General features: G+C 49.0%; 15 protein-coding genes. 5 read left to right on the forward strand and 10 right to left on the reverse strand.

Annotated features, from left to right (window positions below; genetic code table 11):
- Nucleotides 1–346 precede the first annotated feature (346 nt).
- Nucleotides 347–901, forward strand: a complete 555-nt coding sequence (locus CLV36_RS10115; RefSeq protein WP_106342594.1) for an excalibur calcium-binding domain-containing protein — start codon at nt 347–349, stop codon at nt 899–901.
- A 63-nt stretch (nt 902–964) separates the two neighbouring features.
- Here CLV36_RS10115 and CLV36_RS10120 read toward each other — a convergent pair whose 3' ends face one another.
- From CLV36_RS10120 to CLV36_RS10130, 3 genes are all read right to left on the reverse strand, one after another.
- Complete coding sequence (locus CLV36_RS10120) at nt 965–2,716, reverse strand: GmrSD restriction endonuclease domain-containing protein (RefSeq protein ID WP_106342635.1); 1,752 nt, start codon at nt 2,714–2,716, stop codon at nt 965–967.
- A 37-nt stretch (nt 2,717–2,753) separates the two neighbouring features.
- Nucleotides 2,754–3,023, reverse strand: coding sequence for a 3'-5' exonuclease (locus tag CLV36_RS10125; protein ID WP_106342595.1), 270 nt, complete (start codon nt 3,021–3,023; stop codon nt 2,754–2,756).
- A gap of 308 nt (nt 3,024–3,331) precedes the next feature.
- Nucleotides 3,332–4,024 carry a hypothetical protein gene (locus CLV36_RS10130; RefSeq protein WP_146130623.1) on the reverse strand — a complete coding sequence of 231 codons (693 nt, stop codon included), beginning with the start codon at nt 4,022–4,024 and terminating at the stop codon, nt 3,332–3,334.
- A 565-nt stretch (nt 4,025–4,589) separates the two neighbouring features.
- Here CLV36_RS10130 and CLV36_RS10135 point away from each other — a divergent pair.
- Both CLV36_RS10135 and CLV36_RS10140 read left to right on the forward strand, forming a co-directional pair.
- Nucleotides 4,590–6,611: a M4 family metallopeptidase gene (locus tag CLV36_RS10135; RefSeq protein WP_106342597.1), complete on the forward strand. Its 2,022-nt coding sequence runs from the start codon at nt 4,590–4,592 to the stop codon at nt 6,609–6,611.
- 344 nt (nt 6,612–6,955) lie between these two features.
- On the forward strand, nt 6,956–8,626 hold the full coding sequence (locus CLV36_RS10140; protein WP_106342598.1) for a M4 family metallopeptidase: 1,671 nt from the start codon (nt 6,956–6,958) through the stop codon (nt 8,624–8,626).
- Between the two features lie 101 nt (nt 8,627–8,727).
- Here the strand turns inward: CLV36_RS10140 and CLV36_RS10145 are convergent, their stop codons facing one another.
- The 7 genes from CLV36_RS10145 to pdxK form a co-directional block, all read right to left on the reverse strand.
- Nucleotides 8,728–9,516, reverse strand: coding sequence for a TIGR00266 family protein (locus CLV36_RS10145; protein WP_106342636.1), 789 nt, complete (start codon nt 9,514–9,516; stop codon nt 8,728–8,730).
- Nucleotides 9,517–9,714: 198 nt separating this feature from the next.
- Complete coding sequence (locus CLV36_RS10150; RefSeq protein WP_106342599.1) at nt 9,715–10,626, reverse strand: ABC transporter permease; 912 nt, start codon at nt 10,624–10,626, stop codon at nt 9,715–9,717.
- Nucleotides 10,627–10,632: 6 nt separating this feature from the next.
- The gene (locus CLV36_RS10155) at nt 10,633–11,643 is read right to left on the reverse strand and encodes an ABC transporter permease (RefSeq protein ID WP_106342600.1); all 1,011 of its coding nucleotides are present in this window, start codon (nt 11,641–11,643) and stop codon (nt 10,633–10,635) included.
- Between the two features lie 85 nt (nt 11,644–11,728).
- A complete protein-coding gene (locus CLV36_RS10160) occupies nt 11,729–13,345 on the reverse strand; it encodes an ABC transporter substrate-binding protein (protein ID WP_106342601.1) in 1,617 nt (538 codons plus the stop codon).
- A 92-nt stretch (nt 13,346–13,437) separates the two neighbouring features.
- Entirely contained in the window at nt 13,438–14,409 is a 972-nt protein-coding gene (locus tag CLV36_RS10165; protein WP_106342602.1) for an ABC transporter ATP-binding protein, read from the reverse strand.
- Nucleotides 14,396–15,388, reverse strand: a complete 993-nt coding sequence (locus CLV36_RS10170; RefSeq protein WP_106342603.1) for an ABC transporter ATP-binding protein — start codon at nt 15,386–15,388, stop codon at nt 14,396–14,398. The genes CLV36_RS10165 and CLV36_RS10170 overlap by 14 nt, the downstream gene beginning before the upstream one ends.
- Nucleotides 15,389–15,701: 313 nt before the next feature.
- Nucleotides 15,702–16,514 (reverse strand): pyridoxine/pyridoxal/pyridoxamine kinase, encoded by an 813-nt coding sequence (pdxK, locus tag CLV36_RS10175; protein WP_022737762.1) that lies wholly within the window; start codon nt 16,512–16,514, stop codon nt 15,702–15,704.
- Between the two features lie 205 nt (nt 16,515–16,719).
- On the opposite strand from pdxK, the gene CLV36_RS10180 reads away from it, so the two are divergent.
- Both CLV36_RS10180 and CLV36_RS10185 read left to right on the forward strand, forming a co-directional pair.
- Entirely contained in the window at nt 16,720–18,207 is a 1,488-nt protein-coding gene (locus tag CLV36_RS10180) for an FAD-dependent thymidylate synthase (protein WP_022737761.1), read from the forward strand.
- Between the two features lie 186 nt (nt 18,208–18,393).
- Nucleotides 18,394–18,726, forward strand: coding sequence for a hypothetical protein (locus CLV36_RS10185; protein WP_022737760.1), 333 nt, complete (start codon nt 18,394–18,396; stop codon nt 18,724–18,726).
- Nucleotide 18,727: the final 1 nt, after the last annotated feature.

Consider the following 18,727-nt stretch of genomic DNA (forward strand, 5'->3'; position numbering starts at 1 on the left):
ACTTAGGAATGGTGAATAAATAGGACAGCGGCTTCAAAACCGTTTTCCCACTCGCTTCACTTGTGCATCGGCGCTCTTTGGGAAAAGGTTTTTCCGCCGCTTATTTTTAACTTGTTTTACTAGATAGGCTCATTCTACGCAGTAACTAATGATCTAATTCTTAAAGTCAAGCACTTTATATAATAGTTAATAATATTTTATTATATAAAATATTGCATTATTTTTATTTTAGTGGTAACCTCTCTATTACATGGCATTTCAATACAAAACAAACTAAAAAACATTTTTTGTTCGCTATGCAAACCATTTAATGGTGAAACCAGTTTAATGCAAAGGAGGCAGTAAAATGTTTGTCATTTCCTTTATATTGATGCTTTTTGCCTTGGTCGGTATCATTTACCCAACACCGTTACATAAAAAAATCAAATTCAAGCAAGTCGATCTAGGAAAACGTTTATGGAATGTTATCTTATTCATCCTCTGCATCATTCTTCTCTCTATCTTTGCGCCCAATCAATCTCAGCCTGCTGATGACATAGACAAAAAAGTCAAAGTGGAAACCGACAAAACCAATAAACAACCGAAACAACCAAGCACTGATCAGCAAAATAACGAGCAAGATGCTGACGAAAAAGCAAAAGCACAAGAAGAACAAAGCAAGAAAAACGCTGACGAGGCTACCAAAGATGACGAAGAAAAAAGCAGTGAATCCCAAAAATCCCAAACGACCACTGAGCAACCTAAATCCACTCCAAATGAGAGTGAGAGCGACCAGTCCAGCAACGTCTATTACGCAAACTGTAAGGAAGCGCGCGCAGCAGGGGCAGCACCGCTCTATAAAGGAGAACCTGGGTACGCCAGCAAACTCGACCGTGATGGGGATGGCGTCGCTTGTGAGTAGATCATTTCAAAAAATCCCCCCATGGGTTATTCCATTGGGGGGATTGTTACTTTTTCTAGCCACTCAAAGCCGCAAAAACCCCTGTTTGATGACATGGGCCATTTTCTTTCTCCGTTCTTCCAAAAAACGCGAGTATTCAAGGCTGGTCCAATTGTCAGGAAGCGCGTGCATCTCCATCATCTCCGCCAATTCAGCGGAAGAAAATCTGGAAGCATATTTGGGGAAATATTCCTCGGGAGACTCATCAGATATTCTGGCGTTATCCCCCCATTCAACTAATGCGAAATTAGCCACTTGGTTGATTAGCTTGCTTTCACTGATACCAATGGACTTCAAGTATTTTTTAGGAAATAAATGATGAATCTCAATCGCATTCCGGTTAGCATGGAGCATCGGATCGAGCAACTCAGACACTTTCATGCTGGAAAACAGTACGTTGGCACCAAGAATATTTAAAGCCGCATAGTATGCGTGCAACGCCGGATTTCTCGAGGTGGAAGATTCAAGTTTATTGACCAAGGTGATAGCCCAAAAATCATTGGTCAATGAATCATTAATGATTTTTTCCAATGTCCCCACAAACTCATCTTGATTTCTTACCCCGCGCAACCGTGCCAAATCGGCTTCCATCACCGTTTCTGGGGAACTGGTGTACCGGCCTGTCAGCACCAGCATAAAGTACCATTTGGCGATGAGTTGTCGTAGCCGATAAGCGTCCACGCGAAAATCTTCTTTCCCAATTAAATACATGACATAGGCATAAATAATATTGATCTTCGAACTCACCATCGCCTTACTTCTGAAACCGGCCTTAATCAAGGTTTTTAAGAAATCATGCCAATTTTGCATGTTGAGCGCGCTGGCTTGCGCATGTTTCAACACTTCAAATTGCTGATCTCGCCTATCCGGAGACACCTCACCTGTTTCCAAGTCCTTCCCGCGCAAAATGGAGTAGACGTTTTTCAGACGGGCCCTTTTAAATCCAAGACCCACTGCCACGCGCAACATTTGGTCTGGATCAGGGTGAATGAAGTGGTTAAACGCACTCGCCCGCTCCCCACCCGCTTGACGCGAATCCCTAGCGAAAGCCTCCAATTCTTTCCTTCCTTGATCCCAAAACACAGATAACAAGGTCAAAATGAAATCAGACTGATTCAATTTCTTTCCTTGACTGTTGATACGCACGAAAATATCGGATACCTGCTCCTCATCCACGGTGGAAGATATCTCCATCGCGGTAAATTGATATTCTTGCAATTTGTACAGGCGATCGATATTTTCACTGATCACGTTCACTTCTTCATCGGTAACATCTCGGTGGTTACACAAATTCTCAATGAATTGGCGAATGAATCGAAAACTGGATGCACCTTGTTTCCAAAGCTCTGAGATATCGTAAATATACTCAGGATCGCGCTCAATCGCCGCATCTGCCACATCAAATTGGCCATCGATGGGGCGAAAAGAAATCTTTATGGAGGTCTCCTTAAAATCCTTATTTAACACCCTGCGCCCTTTTAGCACCGCATACAGGGAGGTGAGCCGTTGCTGACCATCCACGATTAACAACCTCGGCACCTTGGCTTGTTTCTGTTCTACACCAATCTGTTTGGTATCAGTCAGATGCTCGTTGGCCCAGAACAAAAAGTAGCCAACGGGAAAGCCTCGGTACATGGAATCAAATAAATCTCTCACTTTGGCCGCTGGCCACACAAACGGCCGTTGCAAATCAGGCAAAGCAATATCTCCATGCTCAATATCATGCAGGAGCTTGGACAGACTGTAATCCACTCTCTTGTACAGCATAGTGCTCATCGTTGTTCTATCCCCTTTCCATTCAATCCAAGCTGTGCTACTTCCGTCCATCCCCTTGGCTTTCCCCTCTCATCAGAAAAGAGGTAAGCGGTCCGTACGAAGTGATGTACACCTGCTCGCGGGCGCGGGTCATAGCTACGTACAGCAGAGAACGCTGTTCATTCAGGTACGCCGCTTCTTCGTCGGGGTCTTCCCGTTTCTGCCGCAACACCCAAGCATTAGGGAGATTATCTTCATTTGCCTCGGCGATGAACACCACGCGGAATTCCAAGCCTTTGCTGTTGTGCATGGTGCCACTGTCACGCATCAGCCAGCTACTCTCGTCTAGGTGTGTTGGAATCAATGCGCAAAGCCTTGCAAACAAACCTCCATGTCACTAATAAATCTAGTGAGAAGTGAGTGTAGCATAAAACAACTTGGAAGTAACTGACTCAAGCAGATTATGAAATAATTTGAGTTACCGGCATGAATAAGTAACTATAAACAAATCCATGTATGTATAAGCAAAATAAATCTGAAAGTATAACTGGGCTCCAATCGTTCTCCAAAGCGTTTTCCCCGTAGTTTTCACCCATGTCATAATTTTTTCACATCCGCATCCTGTTGATTACTTTGTCATTTCAACCATTTCAAATCAGTATACACCAATGCATGTGTACTCAACGATTGCGATTTCTCCCATAGATGCTCCATGTACTCCACCTCAAAGTGTGGGCTTTTAAAGATATAATCATAGCGGTATGGATTTGACTTTTTTGGTGATTTATATGTCATCGCTAATGGTCCTTGCGGACTTTTCTTCACAATTTCTTGTTTAAGATCAGATCTTTGATCCAAGTAGTCACGGTATGCGTCTTTGAATAAGGTGGCATCTCCGTGGATGAGGGCTTTCCCTCCCTCTGTATCCACATCTCCCCAAAACTGCACCTTTGATAAGTCTGGATGGTCTACTTCGGGTCCGGTGTATTTGATGCCTCCCAAAGTCGGCATCTCTTTTCTCTCTTTCACCCAACGCATTAAAGCAAATAGGGCTAAAGCCTTCTGCTCTTTATATTCGCTTCCATTTGGGATGTCCACCGATGCCACCACAAAAACACGGTCATCTTTCATGACCTCGGCCGCAACAGCTTTTGCATTAGGAGGCATATCCGAAATGAGGCAAACATGTTTTATGGTATATGGATGCTTCACAAATATTGCTACGCCATGCTCTTTCGCCGCATACTCTTCATTGGTCAAGTCAAATGAAAAACGCCCTTGGTCAAATCGTTTACTTTCAGTAATTCTGTCAAATCCTGCTTGTTTCAATCCCTGGACAGCTAGAATATCCGGATTCACCTGCTGAATAAGATCCAAATGCCCATGGTTTAATCTACGCCGGTCTACATACCATGTTGCCACTCTCATAGGGAATCTCTCCTTACTAAATTCAAAATCTACTATTACTCTAATATATTAATATTTATTATTTTATTTGTTTTCCAACTAAATTCCAACTCATAACGCGTATTATTGAACAGGAAATTTTCTTATTAACAAAGCAAAAAAACTTATCCTTTCTCCCCCCACTACTTTAACCAAATATTATTAATACAAAATCTACATTAATCGATTATTAATGATCATCAATTCTCATTGATGATTCATGCAAATACCGTCAATGTCTCTCCTCCTCCATCCCTTCGCCACACACAGGACTAAAACCCCATTTACATTCCCATTATCAGTCTTATGAGTTAATTAATTTATTAAAATTTTGTATTGTTATTTACTTCTATACATACATTGTCCTATTATTCATTTTATAAATCTAATTATTATAATTCGATAGATAATTAGATTTACTAATCTTTCACAAAAGGAGTTGAAAGGGATGGGAGCTAAGAAATTTACTGCTTTCGCAGTGGTTTCGACCATGGTGTTCACTCTAGCCACCGCGAATGTGTCCGCGGCACCAAGTGAACAACCGCCAAAGGCGAAGAAAATGGCCGTGTTGGAGAAATTATCAAAACAATCTAAAGGGAAAGAAAAAGTCACATGGAACAAGGAAAAAGGGGTTCCCACGTTTGTGACAGGCAAGCTTTCGGACAAACAGGCCAAAACCCCGGCTGATGTGAAGAAGATCGTGGAGGAAAACAAAGCGCTCTTCAACATGGATTCAGCCTCTTCCGAACTATCCCTCATTTCACAAGAGAAAGATTCCTTGGGCTTTACGATGTATAAATACCAACAAGTGTATCAAGGGGTACCGGTATTTGGCAACGAACTGATCGTCCATACTGACAAAAACGGCACTACCACTTCCATCAACGGTTATTATGATCCCGAGGTGAAAACCGCAGGGCTAAATACCAAAGCGACGTTGTCATTGGCGCAAGCACTCAACAAAGCGAAGGTGTCCGAGGGCGTGGCCAATGTTAGCAAATTCGACATCCAAAAAGGCAAATTGCATGTATATGAAACCGAAAAAGGCGACTACCGCTTGGTTTATGTAATTACGCTGTCCACCCTGGAAGGCAAACAGCCAGTCTATGCCGATCTATTCGTGGATGCACACAATGGTGCCATCGTACACAAAATCGATAAAGTGAATCATGCAGCGGCCACTGGTACAGGCACGGGCGTGCTTGGCGACACGAAGACGCTGAACACCGATTCTTACAGCAGTGGCTACTATCTGCGTGACATCACCAAACCGATGTATTCCACTGGTGGCAAAATTGAAACCTACACTGCCAACTATGGCACAGCCTTGCCAGGCACGCTATTAACTGACGCCGACAACGTGTGGACTGACCGCGCAGCTGTGGACGCCCACTACTATGCCGGCAAAACCTACGACTACTACTACAACAAGCTAGGCCGCAACTCCTTTGACAACAGAGGAGCCACGATGAAGTCCACCGTACACTACAGCAGAAATTACAATAACGCCTTCTGGAACGGAACGCAAATGGTCTACGGAGATGGCGACGGCAGACAATTCACCTCTCTGTCTGGTGCACTGGACTTGGTGGCCCATGAGATCACCCACGCTGTCACCGAGCGTACAGCTGGCCTTGTCTACGAATACCAACCCGGTGCATTGAATGAGTCCTTCTCTGATGTGCTCGGCAACTTGGTGGAAAATAAAAACGACCCGAAATGGCTGCTCGGTGAAGACGTCACCACACCTGGCATCGCTGGCGACGCATTGCGTTCGATGTCCAACCCGAACGAGTATGACCAACCAGATCACATGAATGAATATCGTAACCTGCCCAACACCAGAGAAGGAGACTGGGGCGGCGTTCACATCAACTCCGGTATTCCGAACAAAGCATTCTACAACTTCGTCACCACTCCCGGCATAACCAAAGACAACGCCGGCAAGATTTGGTACCGTGCGCTGACGCAATACCTGACGTCCTACTCCCAATTCATTGACGCGCGCAACGCCACCATCCAAGCGGCAACCGATCTATTTGGCGCAAACTCGCTGGAAGCGACTGCCGTAGCCAATGCTTGGGCTAGCGTGGGCGTAGGTTCCAGCGGAAACAACGGCGGAAGCGGCGATGCTTACGAGCCAAACGACAGCATGTCCGCAGCCAAAGCCATGAGCTCCGGTACTACCTACAATGGTCTGATCAGCAGCGCGACCGATGAGGACTGGTTCAAATTTACGCCCAGCACATCAACCTACCTTTCGCTCAGCTTGACCAATCTGCCAGCAGACTACGATCTGTATCTGTACAACTCGGCTGGCACTTTGTTGGCTAGATCGGAATACGCCGGCACCTCTTCGGAATCAATTGCGGGCACCATCCAAAGCGGCGCTACCTATTACGTGAAAGTTGTCGGATACAACGGCGCTATGAGCACATCCAAGCCATACGCGCTAAAAGCGACTTATTAAGCAACACCCCGGCATCATCTTTCATTCGACTAAACGAAAAAGACTTGCCTTCCTCAAACAGGAAGAGGGCGAGTCTTTTTCTTTTTCTATGCACTTATGAAGATGTTTCTTTGTCTCTTTCTCCAACGCAGATCCGCAATCCCTCGCTCCTAAAATGAAGCAATCACATCCTGTTAAAACCAATTTCATTTCCAATATTGGGCTTATGAGTTAATTAATTTATTAAAATTTTGATTTGTTATTTACTTTTCTAATCAAAATATCTTATTATTCCTTTTATAAATGTAATTATTACAATTGGATAGACAATTTGATTTACCACATTTGCAAAGGAGTTGGGATACATGGGTTTCAAGAAGTTCACCGCTTTTGCAGTGGTTTCGACGATGGTATTTACGCTGGCGACAGCCAACGCATCCGCAGCACCGGGTGAGCAACCACCCCAAGCAAAGCCGGAGAAGAAGGCGGCATTAGAAAGGCTATCTAAAAATTCCAAAGGAAAAGAAAAGGTTACATGGAACAAGGAAAAAGGGGCAGCCACATTTGTAGCGGGCAAGCTTTCAGACAAACAGGCCAAAACCCCGGCTGATGTGAAGAAGATCGTGGAGGAAAACAAAGCGCTCTTCAACATGGATTCAGCCTCTTCCGAACTATCCCTCATTTCACAAGAGAAAGATTCCTTGGGCTTTACGATGTATAAATACCAACAAGTGTATCAAGGGGTACCGGTATTCGGCAACGAACTGATCGTCCATACTGACAAAAACGGCACTACCACTTCCATCAACGGTTATTATGATCCCGAGGTGAAAACCGCAGGGCTAAATACCAAAGCGACGTTGTCATTGGCGCAAGCACTCAACAAAGCGAAGGTGTCCGAGGGCGTGGCCAATGTTAGCAAATTCGACATCCAAAAAGGCAAATTGCATGTATATGAAACCGAAAAAGGCGACTACCGCTTGGTTTATGTAATTACGCTGTCCACCCTGGAAGGCAAACAGCCAGTCTATACCGATCTATTCGTGGATGCACACAATGGTGCCATCGTACACAAAATCGATAAAGTGAATCATGCAGCGGCCACTGGTACAGGCACGGGCGTGCTTGGCGACACGAAGACGCTGAACACCGATTCTTACAGCAGTGGCTACTATCTGCGTGACATCACCAAACCGATGTATTCCACTGGTGGCAAAATTGAAACCTACACTGCCAACTATGGCACAGCCTTGCCAGGCACGCTATTAACTGACGCCGACAACGTGTGGACTGACCGCGCAGCTGTGGACGCCCACTACTATGCCGGCAAAACCTACGACTACTACTACAACAAGCTAGGCCGCAACTCCTTTGACAACAGAGGAGCCACGATGAAGTCCACCGTACACTACAGCAGAAATTACAATAACGCCTTCTGGAACGGAACGCAAATGGTCTACGGAGATGGCGACGGCAGACAATTCACCTCTCTGTCTGGTGCACTGGACGTGGTGGCCCATGAGATCACCCACGCTGTCACCGAGCGTACAGCTGGCCTTGTCTACGAATACCAACCCGGTGCATTGAATGAGTCCTTCTCTGATGTGCTCGGCAACTTGGTGGAAAATAAAAACGACCCGAAATGGCTGCTCGGTGAAGACGTCACCACACCTGGCATCGCTGGCGACGCATTGCGTTCGATGTCCAACCCGAACGAGTATGACCAACCAGATCACATGAATGAATATCGTAACCTGCCCAACACCAGAGAAGGAGACTGGGGCGGCGTTCACATCAACTCCGGTATTCCGAACAAAGCATTCTACAACTTCGTCACCACTCCCGGCATAACCAAAGACAACGCCGGCAAGATTTGGTACCGTGCGCTGACGCAATACCTGACGTCCTACTCCCAATTCGTAGATGCGCGCAACGCCACCATCCAAGCGGCAACCGATCTATTTGGCGCCAACTCCACTGAAGCAACCGCAGTCGCCAATGCTTGGACCAGCGTCGGTGTCGTTGCCAACAAATAAATGCACAAAAGAGGCGTGAGCTCCTCGCTGGGGAGCTCACGCCTTTTACATCTCATCCATGTCTCAGCGGCCTCCCTGTCAAAGCCCGCCGCGCAGTCAACTTAATCCCCGTCAAAGAAGTCTCCCAAGCTTCCCAAAATGCTCCCTTCTTCTTTGCGTCCGACGGCCGGCGCCGCGGCGAAGATCCGACTGGCCAGGCGGCTGAACGGCAGGCTTTGGATCCAGACTTTCCCCGGGCCTCGCAAGGTGGTAAAGAAGAGACCCTCTCCCCCGAACAAAGCAGTTTTGATCCCGCCGACAAATTGAATGTCGTATTCGATCGAGGCGGTCATCGCCACCAGACACCCGGTATCGAGCCGAATCATCTCCCCTTCGCGCAACTCTTTTTCAACGATGGTACCGCCCGCATGGACAAATGTCAGGCCATCCCCCTCCAGCTTTTGCATGATAAATCCTTCGCCGCCGAAGAAGCCAGCCCCGATCTTGCGTTGCAATTCAATGCCTACCAACACGCCTTTAGCGGCGCAGAGAAAAGAGTCTTTTTGGCAAATGATTTTCCCATTGTATTGTTTCAAGTCAAGAGGGATGATCTTGCCCGGATAAGGCGCCGCGAACGAAACGTTTTTGCGGGTGGAGCCTTCATTGGTGAACACGGTCATAAACAAGCTCTCACCGGTAATGAGGCGTTTCCCCGCGCTGAACAGTTTGCCCATCAATCCCTTGCTATCTTTGCTACCGTCACCAAAGATGGTTTCCATCTGAATGGTGTCGTCCATCATCAACAAGCTGCCCGCTTCTGCAATCACGCTTTCCTGGGGGTCGAGCTCAATCTCCACCAATTGCATGTCATCGCCGTAGATGCGAAAGTCGATCTCATGTGCCAATTCCATCTGATCCGCTCCCTCTGTCATCATTGTGGTGTGTCATCCACACCGTTCTTTTTACTCATTTCTCTTTCTTATGTTCCCGCAATTGGCATCAACCTATCACTTTTGCAAAAAAAGATCCGGCTTTTTCGCCGGATCTGCGAGCTTGTCTGCTGATATCGAAAAGATTCGGCTGGTGCCAAGCCTTTCCCACACGGAAAGTCATTGCTTCATGCGCGGGTCAAAGATGTCCCGCAATCCGTCGCCAAGCAGGTTAAATCCCAAGACAGTAATCATGATGGCCACGCCAGGAAACACCATCGTCCAAGGAGCCAATTGCAGATAGTCACGGGCGTCCGACAGCATGGTTCCCCACTCTGGATCAGGTGGTTGCGCCCCCAAGCCCAAGAAGCCGAGCGCGGCCACCTCAATTACCGCAGTCGCAAAGCTTAAGGTACCTTGCACCATGATCGGCGTCCAACAGTTGGGCAAGATGTGGTGCCAGAGAATCCGACTGTTCTTCATCCCGATTGCCCGCGCCGCCAAGACAAAATCTTCTACTTTCACACTGAGCACGCGCGATCGCATCAATCGGCCAAACGTGGGGATGTTGATGATCGCGATGGCTATCAGGGCGTTATTCAGGCCCGGACCCAACATAGCCACAATCGCAATGGCCAACAAAATGCTGGGAAAGGCCAGCATGATGTCAAACAGGCGGGAAATCAACGTATCTTGCCATTTCCCGTAATAACCAGCAAGCAGGCCAAGGAGGCTACCCACCACAATAGAGCCAGCGATGCTGATAAAGCCCACCCATAACGAGATGCGGGAACCGTACACGATCCGGGTGAAGATGTCCCGGCCTAGGTCGTCCGTGCCAAACCAATGCTCAGCCGAAGGGGCGGCCAAGGCATCCGCGCTCGGTTCTGTGTAGTCATAGGGTGTGATAACCGGGGCCAAGATTGCCAAAATGATAAAGATCAGCACCAACACACTGCCGATGACGGCCGAACGGTGCCGGAAAAACGCGCGCGCAAAATCCCGTGCCGGATTGTCCTGTTGGGTGGAGTGGGACACGGCGCCTGCTTCGGGAAGGTTGGTAACTGGTGGTTGAACGTTGTCTGTTTGCATCCTGCCTCACTCCTTTCCATATTGGATGCGCGGATCGATCCAGGCGTAAAGTAAGTCGACAATGAGATTGATCATGACGAAAATGAAGGCCAGCACGAGAATGCCGGATTGGATGACCGGATAGTCGCGTGAATTGATCGCGTCATAAATATATCGCCCAACCCCAGGCCAGCTGAAGATGGTCTCCGTCAAAACCGCACCGCCGAGTAGCAAGCCTAGTTGCAAACCGACCACCGTCAAAATGGGGATCATGGCGTTTTTCAGCGTGTGTTTATAAATAACCAAGAACTCGGATATCCCCTTGGCCCTAGCTGTACGGACATAATCTGAGCGCATCACTTCTAACATGCTGGACCGGGTCATACGGGCGATGATCGCCATTGGAATGGTGCCAAGCGCGATCGCTGGCAACAAGATATGCTTTAGCACATCCCCCAACATGGCCATATCGCCAAATAGCAGAGCGTCAATGATGTAGAAGTACGTGATCGGCTCGTATTCCATCCGCGGGTCCAACCGCCCGTTGGAAGGAAACCATCCCAGCTCTTGCGCAAACAGCCATTGCTCCATCAAACCAAGCCAGAAGATGGGGATAGACACACCGATAAGGGCGATGAACATCGAGCCGTAATCAAGCCATGAGTTTTGGCGCCAAGTCGATAATATGCCGAGATTAATACCAAAAAAGAGGGCGATGGCGATGGCGACAAAGGACAATTCCGCGGTTGCCGCCAAGAAGGGGCCGATCTCTTCCGAGATTTTGGTCTTATTGACCAGCGATGTCCCCAAATCGCCTTGCAACAATGCTTGCAAATATTTGAAATACTGGATGTAGACCGGCTGATCCAAGCCCAGATTTTTCCTGATCTCTTGCAGTTGCTCCGGTGTGGCTTTGTCACCCGCGATGGTCTTGGCCGGATCGCCCGGTATAGCGTGGACGACCGCAAACACAATCAGCGACATGCCGAGCAGCACCGGGATCAACATCAATAACCGTCGTGCAGTATATGCCAGCATTTGATTTCACCACCTCATCCCTATCGATCATCATGGATGCAGAAAGGGTCCACCACCGCCTAAGCCATGGTGGGCCCCCCGCCAATTATTGCGCGAAGTCGACTTTTTCCAGCGACAGCTCCGTCGTGGGGTGTGTTTTGAATCCGATCACTTCTTTTTTAGCCGCATAGGGGACGGTGGCATGGGCAATCGGCACCCATGGCGCGTCTCGCTTAATGATTTCCTGCGCTTTCATGTACAGTTCTGCCCGTTGTTTTTCATCGCTCAACTCTTGTGCTTTAATGAGCAGATCATGTAATTCATCATTTTTGTAAAGAGCGATATTCGCAGCATCTGGCATACGGGTGTTATCCTTGTCTAAGAGCACATACAGGAAGTTGTCTGGGTCACCGTTATCCCCGTTCCAGCCAAACAAGGCCATCTGATGCTCGCCTTTACCCGTTTTGTCCAAGTAGATTTGCCAGTCATGGGTGACGATTTTCGCCTTCACCCCGATTTTGGCCAGATCGGCTTGAATGTACTCAGCGATCTTCTTGCCATCCGGCATATAAGGACGGGGAGCGGTCATCGCGAAGAATTCTACTTCCAGTCCGTCAGCGTATCCAGCTTCCGCAAGCAATTGTTTCGCTTTGTCCAGATCGAACTCATAATCTTTCACATTTTTGTTGTAACCCAACATAAATTCCGGCATGGGGTTGATAGCCGGTTTGGCCAATCCAGAGTAGAAATTTTTGATCAACGCTTCTTTGTTGACCGCATGGTTGAACGCTTGACGCACTTTGGGATTATCAAACGGTTTCTTTTCCGTGTTGAAGGCCAGGTAACCCACGTTCATACCTACTTGTTTGAAGACCTGCAATTTGCTGTCTTTCTCCGCCGGGGCAACATCGGTCGGATTCAATCCGTCAATGATATCCACATCTCCCGACTTGAGCGCAGTGAAGCGCGCGGAGTTGTCGGGAATCACTTTGAAAATGACTTTGTCTAGTTTAGGCTCCCCTTTTCTCCAGAAGTTTTCATTTTTCACTAGGGTGATCGTGTCATTTTTCTTCCATTCTTTCAGCTTGAACGGCCCCGATCCCACTGGGTTACGCGTAAATGCGATCGGATCTTTCTTCACCGCGGTGGGTGAGGCGATTCCAAATGCGGACATTGCCAAGTTTTGCAAGAATGGTGCCTGTGGGCTGGTCAATTCAAACTTGACCGTAAATTCATCGACAGCGGTGACGCTTTTGATCTTATGTCCCGGGTCCCCTTTATAGCCGCCAAACATGTATGCGTAGTAAGGGAAGTCCCCACCTTTGTGCTGGGGATGGTTCTTGTCAGCCCACCGCTCGAAGTTAAACACCACGGCTTCGGCGTTAAACGGGGTTCCATCGTGAAACTTCACGTCTTTGCGCAATTTGAAGGTCCATACTTTGGCGTCTTCACTGGCCTCCCAGCTTTCAGCCAAACTGGGTACCACATCTGTGCTGCCATCGGCGTATTCAACCAAATTGTCAAAGATCTGGTCTGTCACCTTAGTAGACTCCCCATCAGTGACGAGACTTGGATCAAGCAACTTGGCGTCTTCCCCGCGCCCGTAGATCAATGTTTTGTCATTCTTGCCAGTGCCCGCGCTTTTCTTCTCCACACAACCAACCAAAACAGATGAAAAAATGAAGATTGCTATGAGTGATACCAGCCATAACCGTTTTTTCATTCCCTTTCCTCCTTTTCATGGCTCTTAATTCAAAACCTGCTTCGGTGTTGCTTTTCCCTCACCCCCTTTGGTGAGAAAACCGAGAGTGTCACTCACGCCTTTGCGTTATGCAAATGGCAAGCCACAAAATGGCCACCGCCGGCATCATCAAAGATAGGACGTGTTTCTCTGCACACATCCATCACATGGGGACAACGTGGATGGAAAGCACATCCTTGCGGTGGGTTATCTGGGCTCGGCACGTCTCCGGACAAGATGATGCGTTCTTTTTTGGCATCGGGATCGGGCACCGGCACAGCAGACAGGAGTGCTTCCGTGTAGGGGTGAAGCGGCTTTTTGTATAGCTCATCGCGGGGAGCCAGCTCAACCAAGCGACCCAAGTACATCACGCCGACCCGATCGCTAATGTGCTTCACCACGCTGAGATCGTGTGCAATGAAGATGTAAGTCAGCTCAAATTGCTCCTGCAAATCCATCATCAAGTTCAGTACTTGGGATTGGATGGAAACGTCTAGTGCCGACACCGGTTCATCCGCGATAATCAGCTTAGGACGGGTAGACAGGGCTCGAGCGATCCCGATCCGTTGCCGTTGGCCGCCACTAAATTGGTGCGGATACCGGCTGGCATGGCTCTCATTCATGCCGACGACATGAAGCAATTCCCGCACTTGCTCTTTGCGCTCCTGTGCGTCGCCCAAACCATGCACGATCAGCGGCTCTTCGAGAATGGTGGATATTTTTTGACGCGGATTGAGCGATGCGAAGGGATCTTGAAAAACCATCTGCAAGTCCCGCCGTACCTGCCTCAATTCTTCTGCCTTGAGCTGAAACAGTTTCTTGCCAGCAAACTCCACTTCCCCTGCTGTCGGCTCATACAAGCGCATAATGGTGCGACCCGTTGTTGATTTGCCGCAACCACTTTCTCCGACAAGCCCCAACGTTTCTCCGGGTTCCACAGAGAAGCTCACGTCATCGACGGCTACCACTTCTCCCACTTTTCTGCCCAACACCCCGCCATGGATGGGAAATGTTTTTTTCAAATTACGAACATCAATCAGTGCCATGATGCGATTCCTCCTTCTGATGCAAGAAACAACGGCTCACATGCCCTTGTTCCACCGGCGCCAACGGCGGCACTGTCTGCCTACAGACATCCATCACCTGCGTGCACCGTGGAGCGAACCGGCATCCCGCTGGCATCTGATACGGATTGGGCACTTGACCTGGAATGGCATACAACCGTTCCTTTTGTTCATCCAATTTGGGAATCGATAGCAACAACCCTTGGGTGTAAGGGTGTCGGGGCTGTCTGAACAAGCGGTAGCGATCGGTTTCCTCTACCACTTGCCCGGCGTACATGACCACAATCCGGTCGCACATCTCGGCGACGACACCCAAGTCATGCGTGATTAAGAGGATCGCCGTGCCAAACTCTTCGTTCAAGCGCTGCATCAACTCCAGAATCTGCGCTTGAATGGTGACGTCCAGTGCGGTCGTCGGCTCATCGGCGATCAACAGGCGAGGGTTCAAAATCATGGCCATGGCGATCATAACCCGTTGCCTCATCCCACCGGACAGCTGATGTGGATACTCATCCAAAACGCCTTTCCGGGCTATTCCGACTTTTTCCAGCATCTCCCGTGCCAACTCCCGAGCTTCCGCCTTGCTACACGACCGGTGAGCACGAACCGCTTCAATCAATTGGTTACCGATGGTAAATAGCGGATTGAGCGAGGTCATTGGCTCTTGAAAGATCATGGCCATGTCTTTGCCGCGAATCTGCCGCAGTTCCCGCTGACTCGCTTTAGTCAGGTCGGTGCCTTGAAACCGGATCGATCCGTCCACGATCTTGCCAGGAGGTTGGGGCACTAAGCCCATCACGGCCAAAGAAGTCACGCTCTTGCCGCAGCCGGACTCACCGACCAAGCCCACGATCTCCCCTTCGCGAATGGTGAGATCCAGCCCATCCACCGCTTTCACCACACCTTTATCTGTAAAAAAATGCAACTTCAAGTGCTGAATCTCCAACACAGGTTGGGTCATTGGATCACCTCAGGGATACACCGTAGTGTGTGAATTGGGAATGTACATAATGATTACCTGTTTTTTATTAGATTAAAAATATTTTTAACTCAATATATTCTACCAATTCGTAAGTTAATCCTTCAACATTTAATTTATATATCCCAAAACTAAGCATTTTTGATTTACCAGATTTCGGTTATCAATCAGAGTACGCTTTTCTCTGTGCGCGTATGATGCCGCTTCGCCCACCACACTTTGTTCCTCCTCCGTGCACCGCAATAAAAAACGCCCCTTGCGATAAGGAGCGTGGTTATCTATGTCAAAATGTGCCTTAGTTTTTCCCATATATCCGTTGTGCCGCATGCAGGGTGGGACCAACATACTGGTTCAGCGGGAACGAATGACGAATCGCCTCGGTGATGAAAGCTTTGGCCGTCTCAATCGCCTCCCGCACCGGCCGGCCCTTGGCCAATTCCGCCGCGATAGCCGCTGAGTACGTGCATCCGGCTCCATGCGTGTAGGTGGTTTCAATCCGTTCGCTTTCCATCACTTCAAACGACTGCCCGTCATACAGGACATCGACCGCCGCTTCATGTTGCAATTTGCCGCCGCCTTTAACCACGACGATTTGCGCCCCCAAGCCATGGATCATGCCGGCAGCTTCTTTCATTTGTTCAACAGTGGTGATCGGACCAAGCTTGCTCAATTGTCCTGCTTCAAAGAGGTTGGGTGTAACCACAGTCGCCTTGGGCACTAGCACTTCGCGCAAAGCATCTGCCAGTTCGGGATGCAACACCTCATCCGTGCCTTTGCAAACCATGACCGGATCGATCACGGCTGGCACGCCCGCTTTGTCAATCGTGTCGGCCGCCAGCTCAATCAATTCCACTGAGCCGAGCATACCTGTTTTCAAGGCATGAATGCCAATGCCGTCCACAATCGTTTTCAATTGTTCACGAACGACATTCATGTCTACGGGGAATACCAAGTGATTCCAGCGATTGTCCGGGTCCATGGCCACGATGGTGGTCAGCGCGGTCATGCCGTACACACAAAGCTCCTGGAATGTTTTCAAATCGGCCTGGATGCCCGCCCCCCCGCTGCTGTCGGATCCAGCTATGGTTAAAGCTTTATATATTGCCATAAAAATCCCCCCATCGCATACTTCTAGCAAATATTACTCTACGATTCATCATACCTTAATTTGCCAAGGGGAGAAACCCCTTCCCTCTCCAGCCACAGTTTGCCCACGGCCTCCCTACACTGGATGAACATGGTTGCAATCCCCATGCCTACAGGCGGACAAATTTTGTTAGAATGGAATGATGAATGCAGGAGGGATGAATGAGATGAACACTGAGCACAAGGTTGATCTAACCCGTTATGTGTCCAATTTGGACCGGAATGTCTACACCATTTTCAACTTGCCGGAAGAAGTGATTGCGGTAATCTTCGCCTATGTGAGCCGCAGTTCGCTCAGTTTTCGCGACAATCTGGCGAAGTTACTTGCCGACGACGAGCTGGCGGTAAACGAGCAAAGCGGCGGACTGGCCACCTCTTATTCAGAAAAAGCGGCGCGCTTCCATGAAAAATGGGTGGTTGGCTATGGCCATTCCAGCGTCGCTGAACATGCTGTCGCCCATATCGGCATCGAGAAAATCAGCCGCCTCGCTTCCGCCGAACTGGAACTAGCTAATTCATTCAACAGCTTCACAGAGTACAGCCAGCGGTACCAGCGGCCTGCGCGCGGGGACATTTACATCCCTGAAGAGCTGGAACAACAACCGGAATTGAAGGCCGACTACTTGGCGCTACAAGACAAAGCGTACGATACATACGAAGCGTTGATGGCGGGCCTCATCCCTTACCTCAAGCAAGCCATTCCACAAAACGAAGGGGAATCGCCTCGCGCTTACCAATCAAGAGTGGAAAAAATCGCGTTTGAAGATGCCCGCTACGTGCTCACTCTGGCTACGCTGACCAACTTGGGCATGACTGGGAACGGCCGCGCCCTGCGCGACACACTGGTCGCCCTCTTAACTAGCGAACAGGCCGAATCCCGGCAGTTGGCGCGTGACATGGAACGGGAGATTAGCCAAGTGATCCCCACCTTGCTCAAATACGTTGAACCCAACGCCTATGTGGCCGAAGCGCGGCGCAAGCTAAGCAATCGGTTCAGCACAATCCAGCCAACCTCCCAGACCATCAAGGGCCCCCATGCACGGTTCACCCGCCTGCCGGAATACCGCGACGCCCTGATCCTGTTGGCCACCCAGATGCTGGTCACCTACGCTGGACTCTCTTACGATGCGGCGCAAACCCACGCCAAGACCTTGCCGCTCGTCGAGCTGGAACAGCTGGCCCAAGACGCTTTGTCGGACTTGCGCTTCTTTGACAATCCGCTTCCGGAACTGCAACACCTCCATTACCAAATGGAGTTGGCCATCTCGGAGGCCAATTGGCATCAACTGTTGCGCCACAACCGACGTGCTCACTTCAGCTTTGGCCAACCGACCGTCCGCCTTGGCTATACGACTCCGCCGCATGTGGAAGCCGCCGGACTGGCCGAACGGTATCAATCTTTCATTGACGAAGCCGAAGCAGTGGTGCAAAAACTGGCAGATTGGAACCCCTCCATCGCCCAATACGCGGTGACCAACGCCCATCACCGTCAAGTCACAATGACGGCCAGCTTATGGGAATTGTACCATCTGATCAATCTGCGCACCTCTCCCGAAGCACAATGGGATATTCGCGACACGTTTCAACAACTGCATGAACAACTGCAAGCAGCACAGCCGGCATTAGCGAGATACGCCAAGCGTCGACTGGGCTGATCCGAAGGGCTCCCTCGAAAGGGGAAGCCCTTTTTTCTCATGCCATGCGTCTCTTTTCACGCAGATTCGATGTATAATGAAAATAGGAGTTTTCTACACTAGGAGGTGCCTGGAATAAAATACAGCACGAATGCATTCCAGGTACTACAAGGAACAGGATGATCAGACGAGAGGAGACTGTCTCGCATGTCTAAAGCATTTGCCCGTGAAGAACTGATCTCCGCCAATGAATTGAAAGAGATCAGCAAAGACCAATTATTTGAAGAGAAACTGCACGCTTTTCAAAAGTTGGGGTTGGTGCACAATAACGAGCTTCGCGCCGTCATTTTAGATATTAAAGCGTATGAGCAGCTGTTGGACCGTTTGGAAGAATTGGAGAATATGCATGAAGACTTGCGCCTCGCCGACGAAATGGCTGAACGCCTCCAAATTGCCAGCACCGAATGGATCGAAAAATCCCCCAATCAAACCCGACTCCAGTTTCTATCACAACTGGCCGAAACCAAAAGGACCCCTTGAC

The organism is Laceyella sediminis (assembly GCF_003003125.1).
Classification (GTDB): domain Bacteria; phylum Bacillota; class Bacilli; order Thermoactinomycetales; family Thermoactinomycetaceae; genus Laceyella; species Laceyella tengchongensis.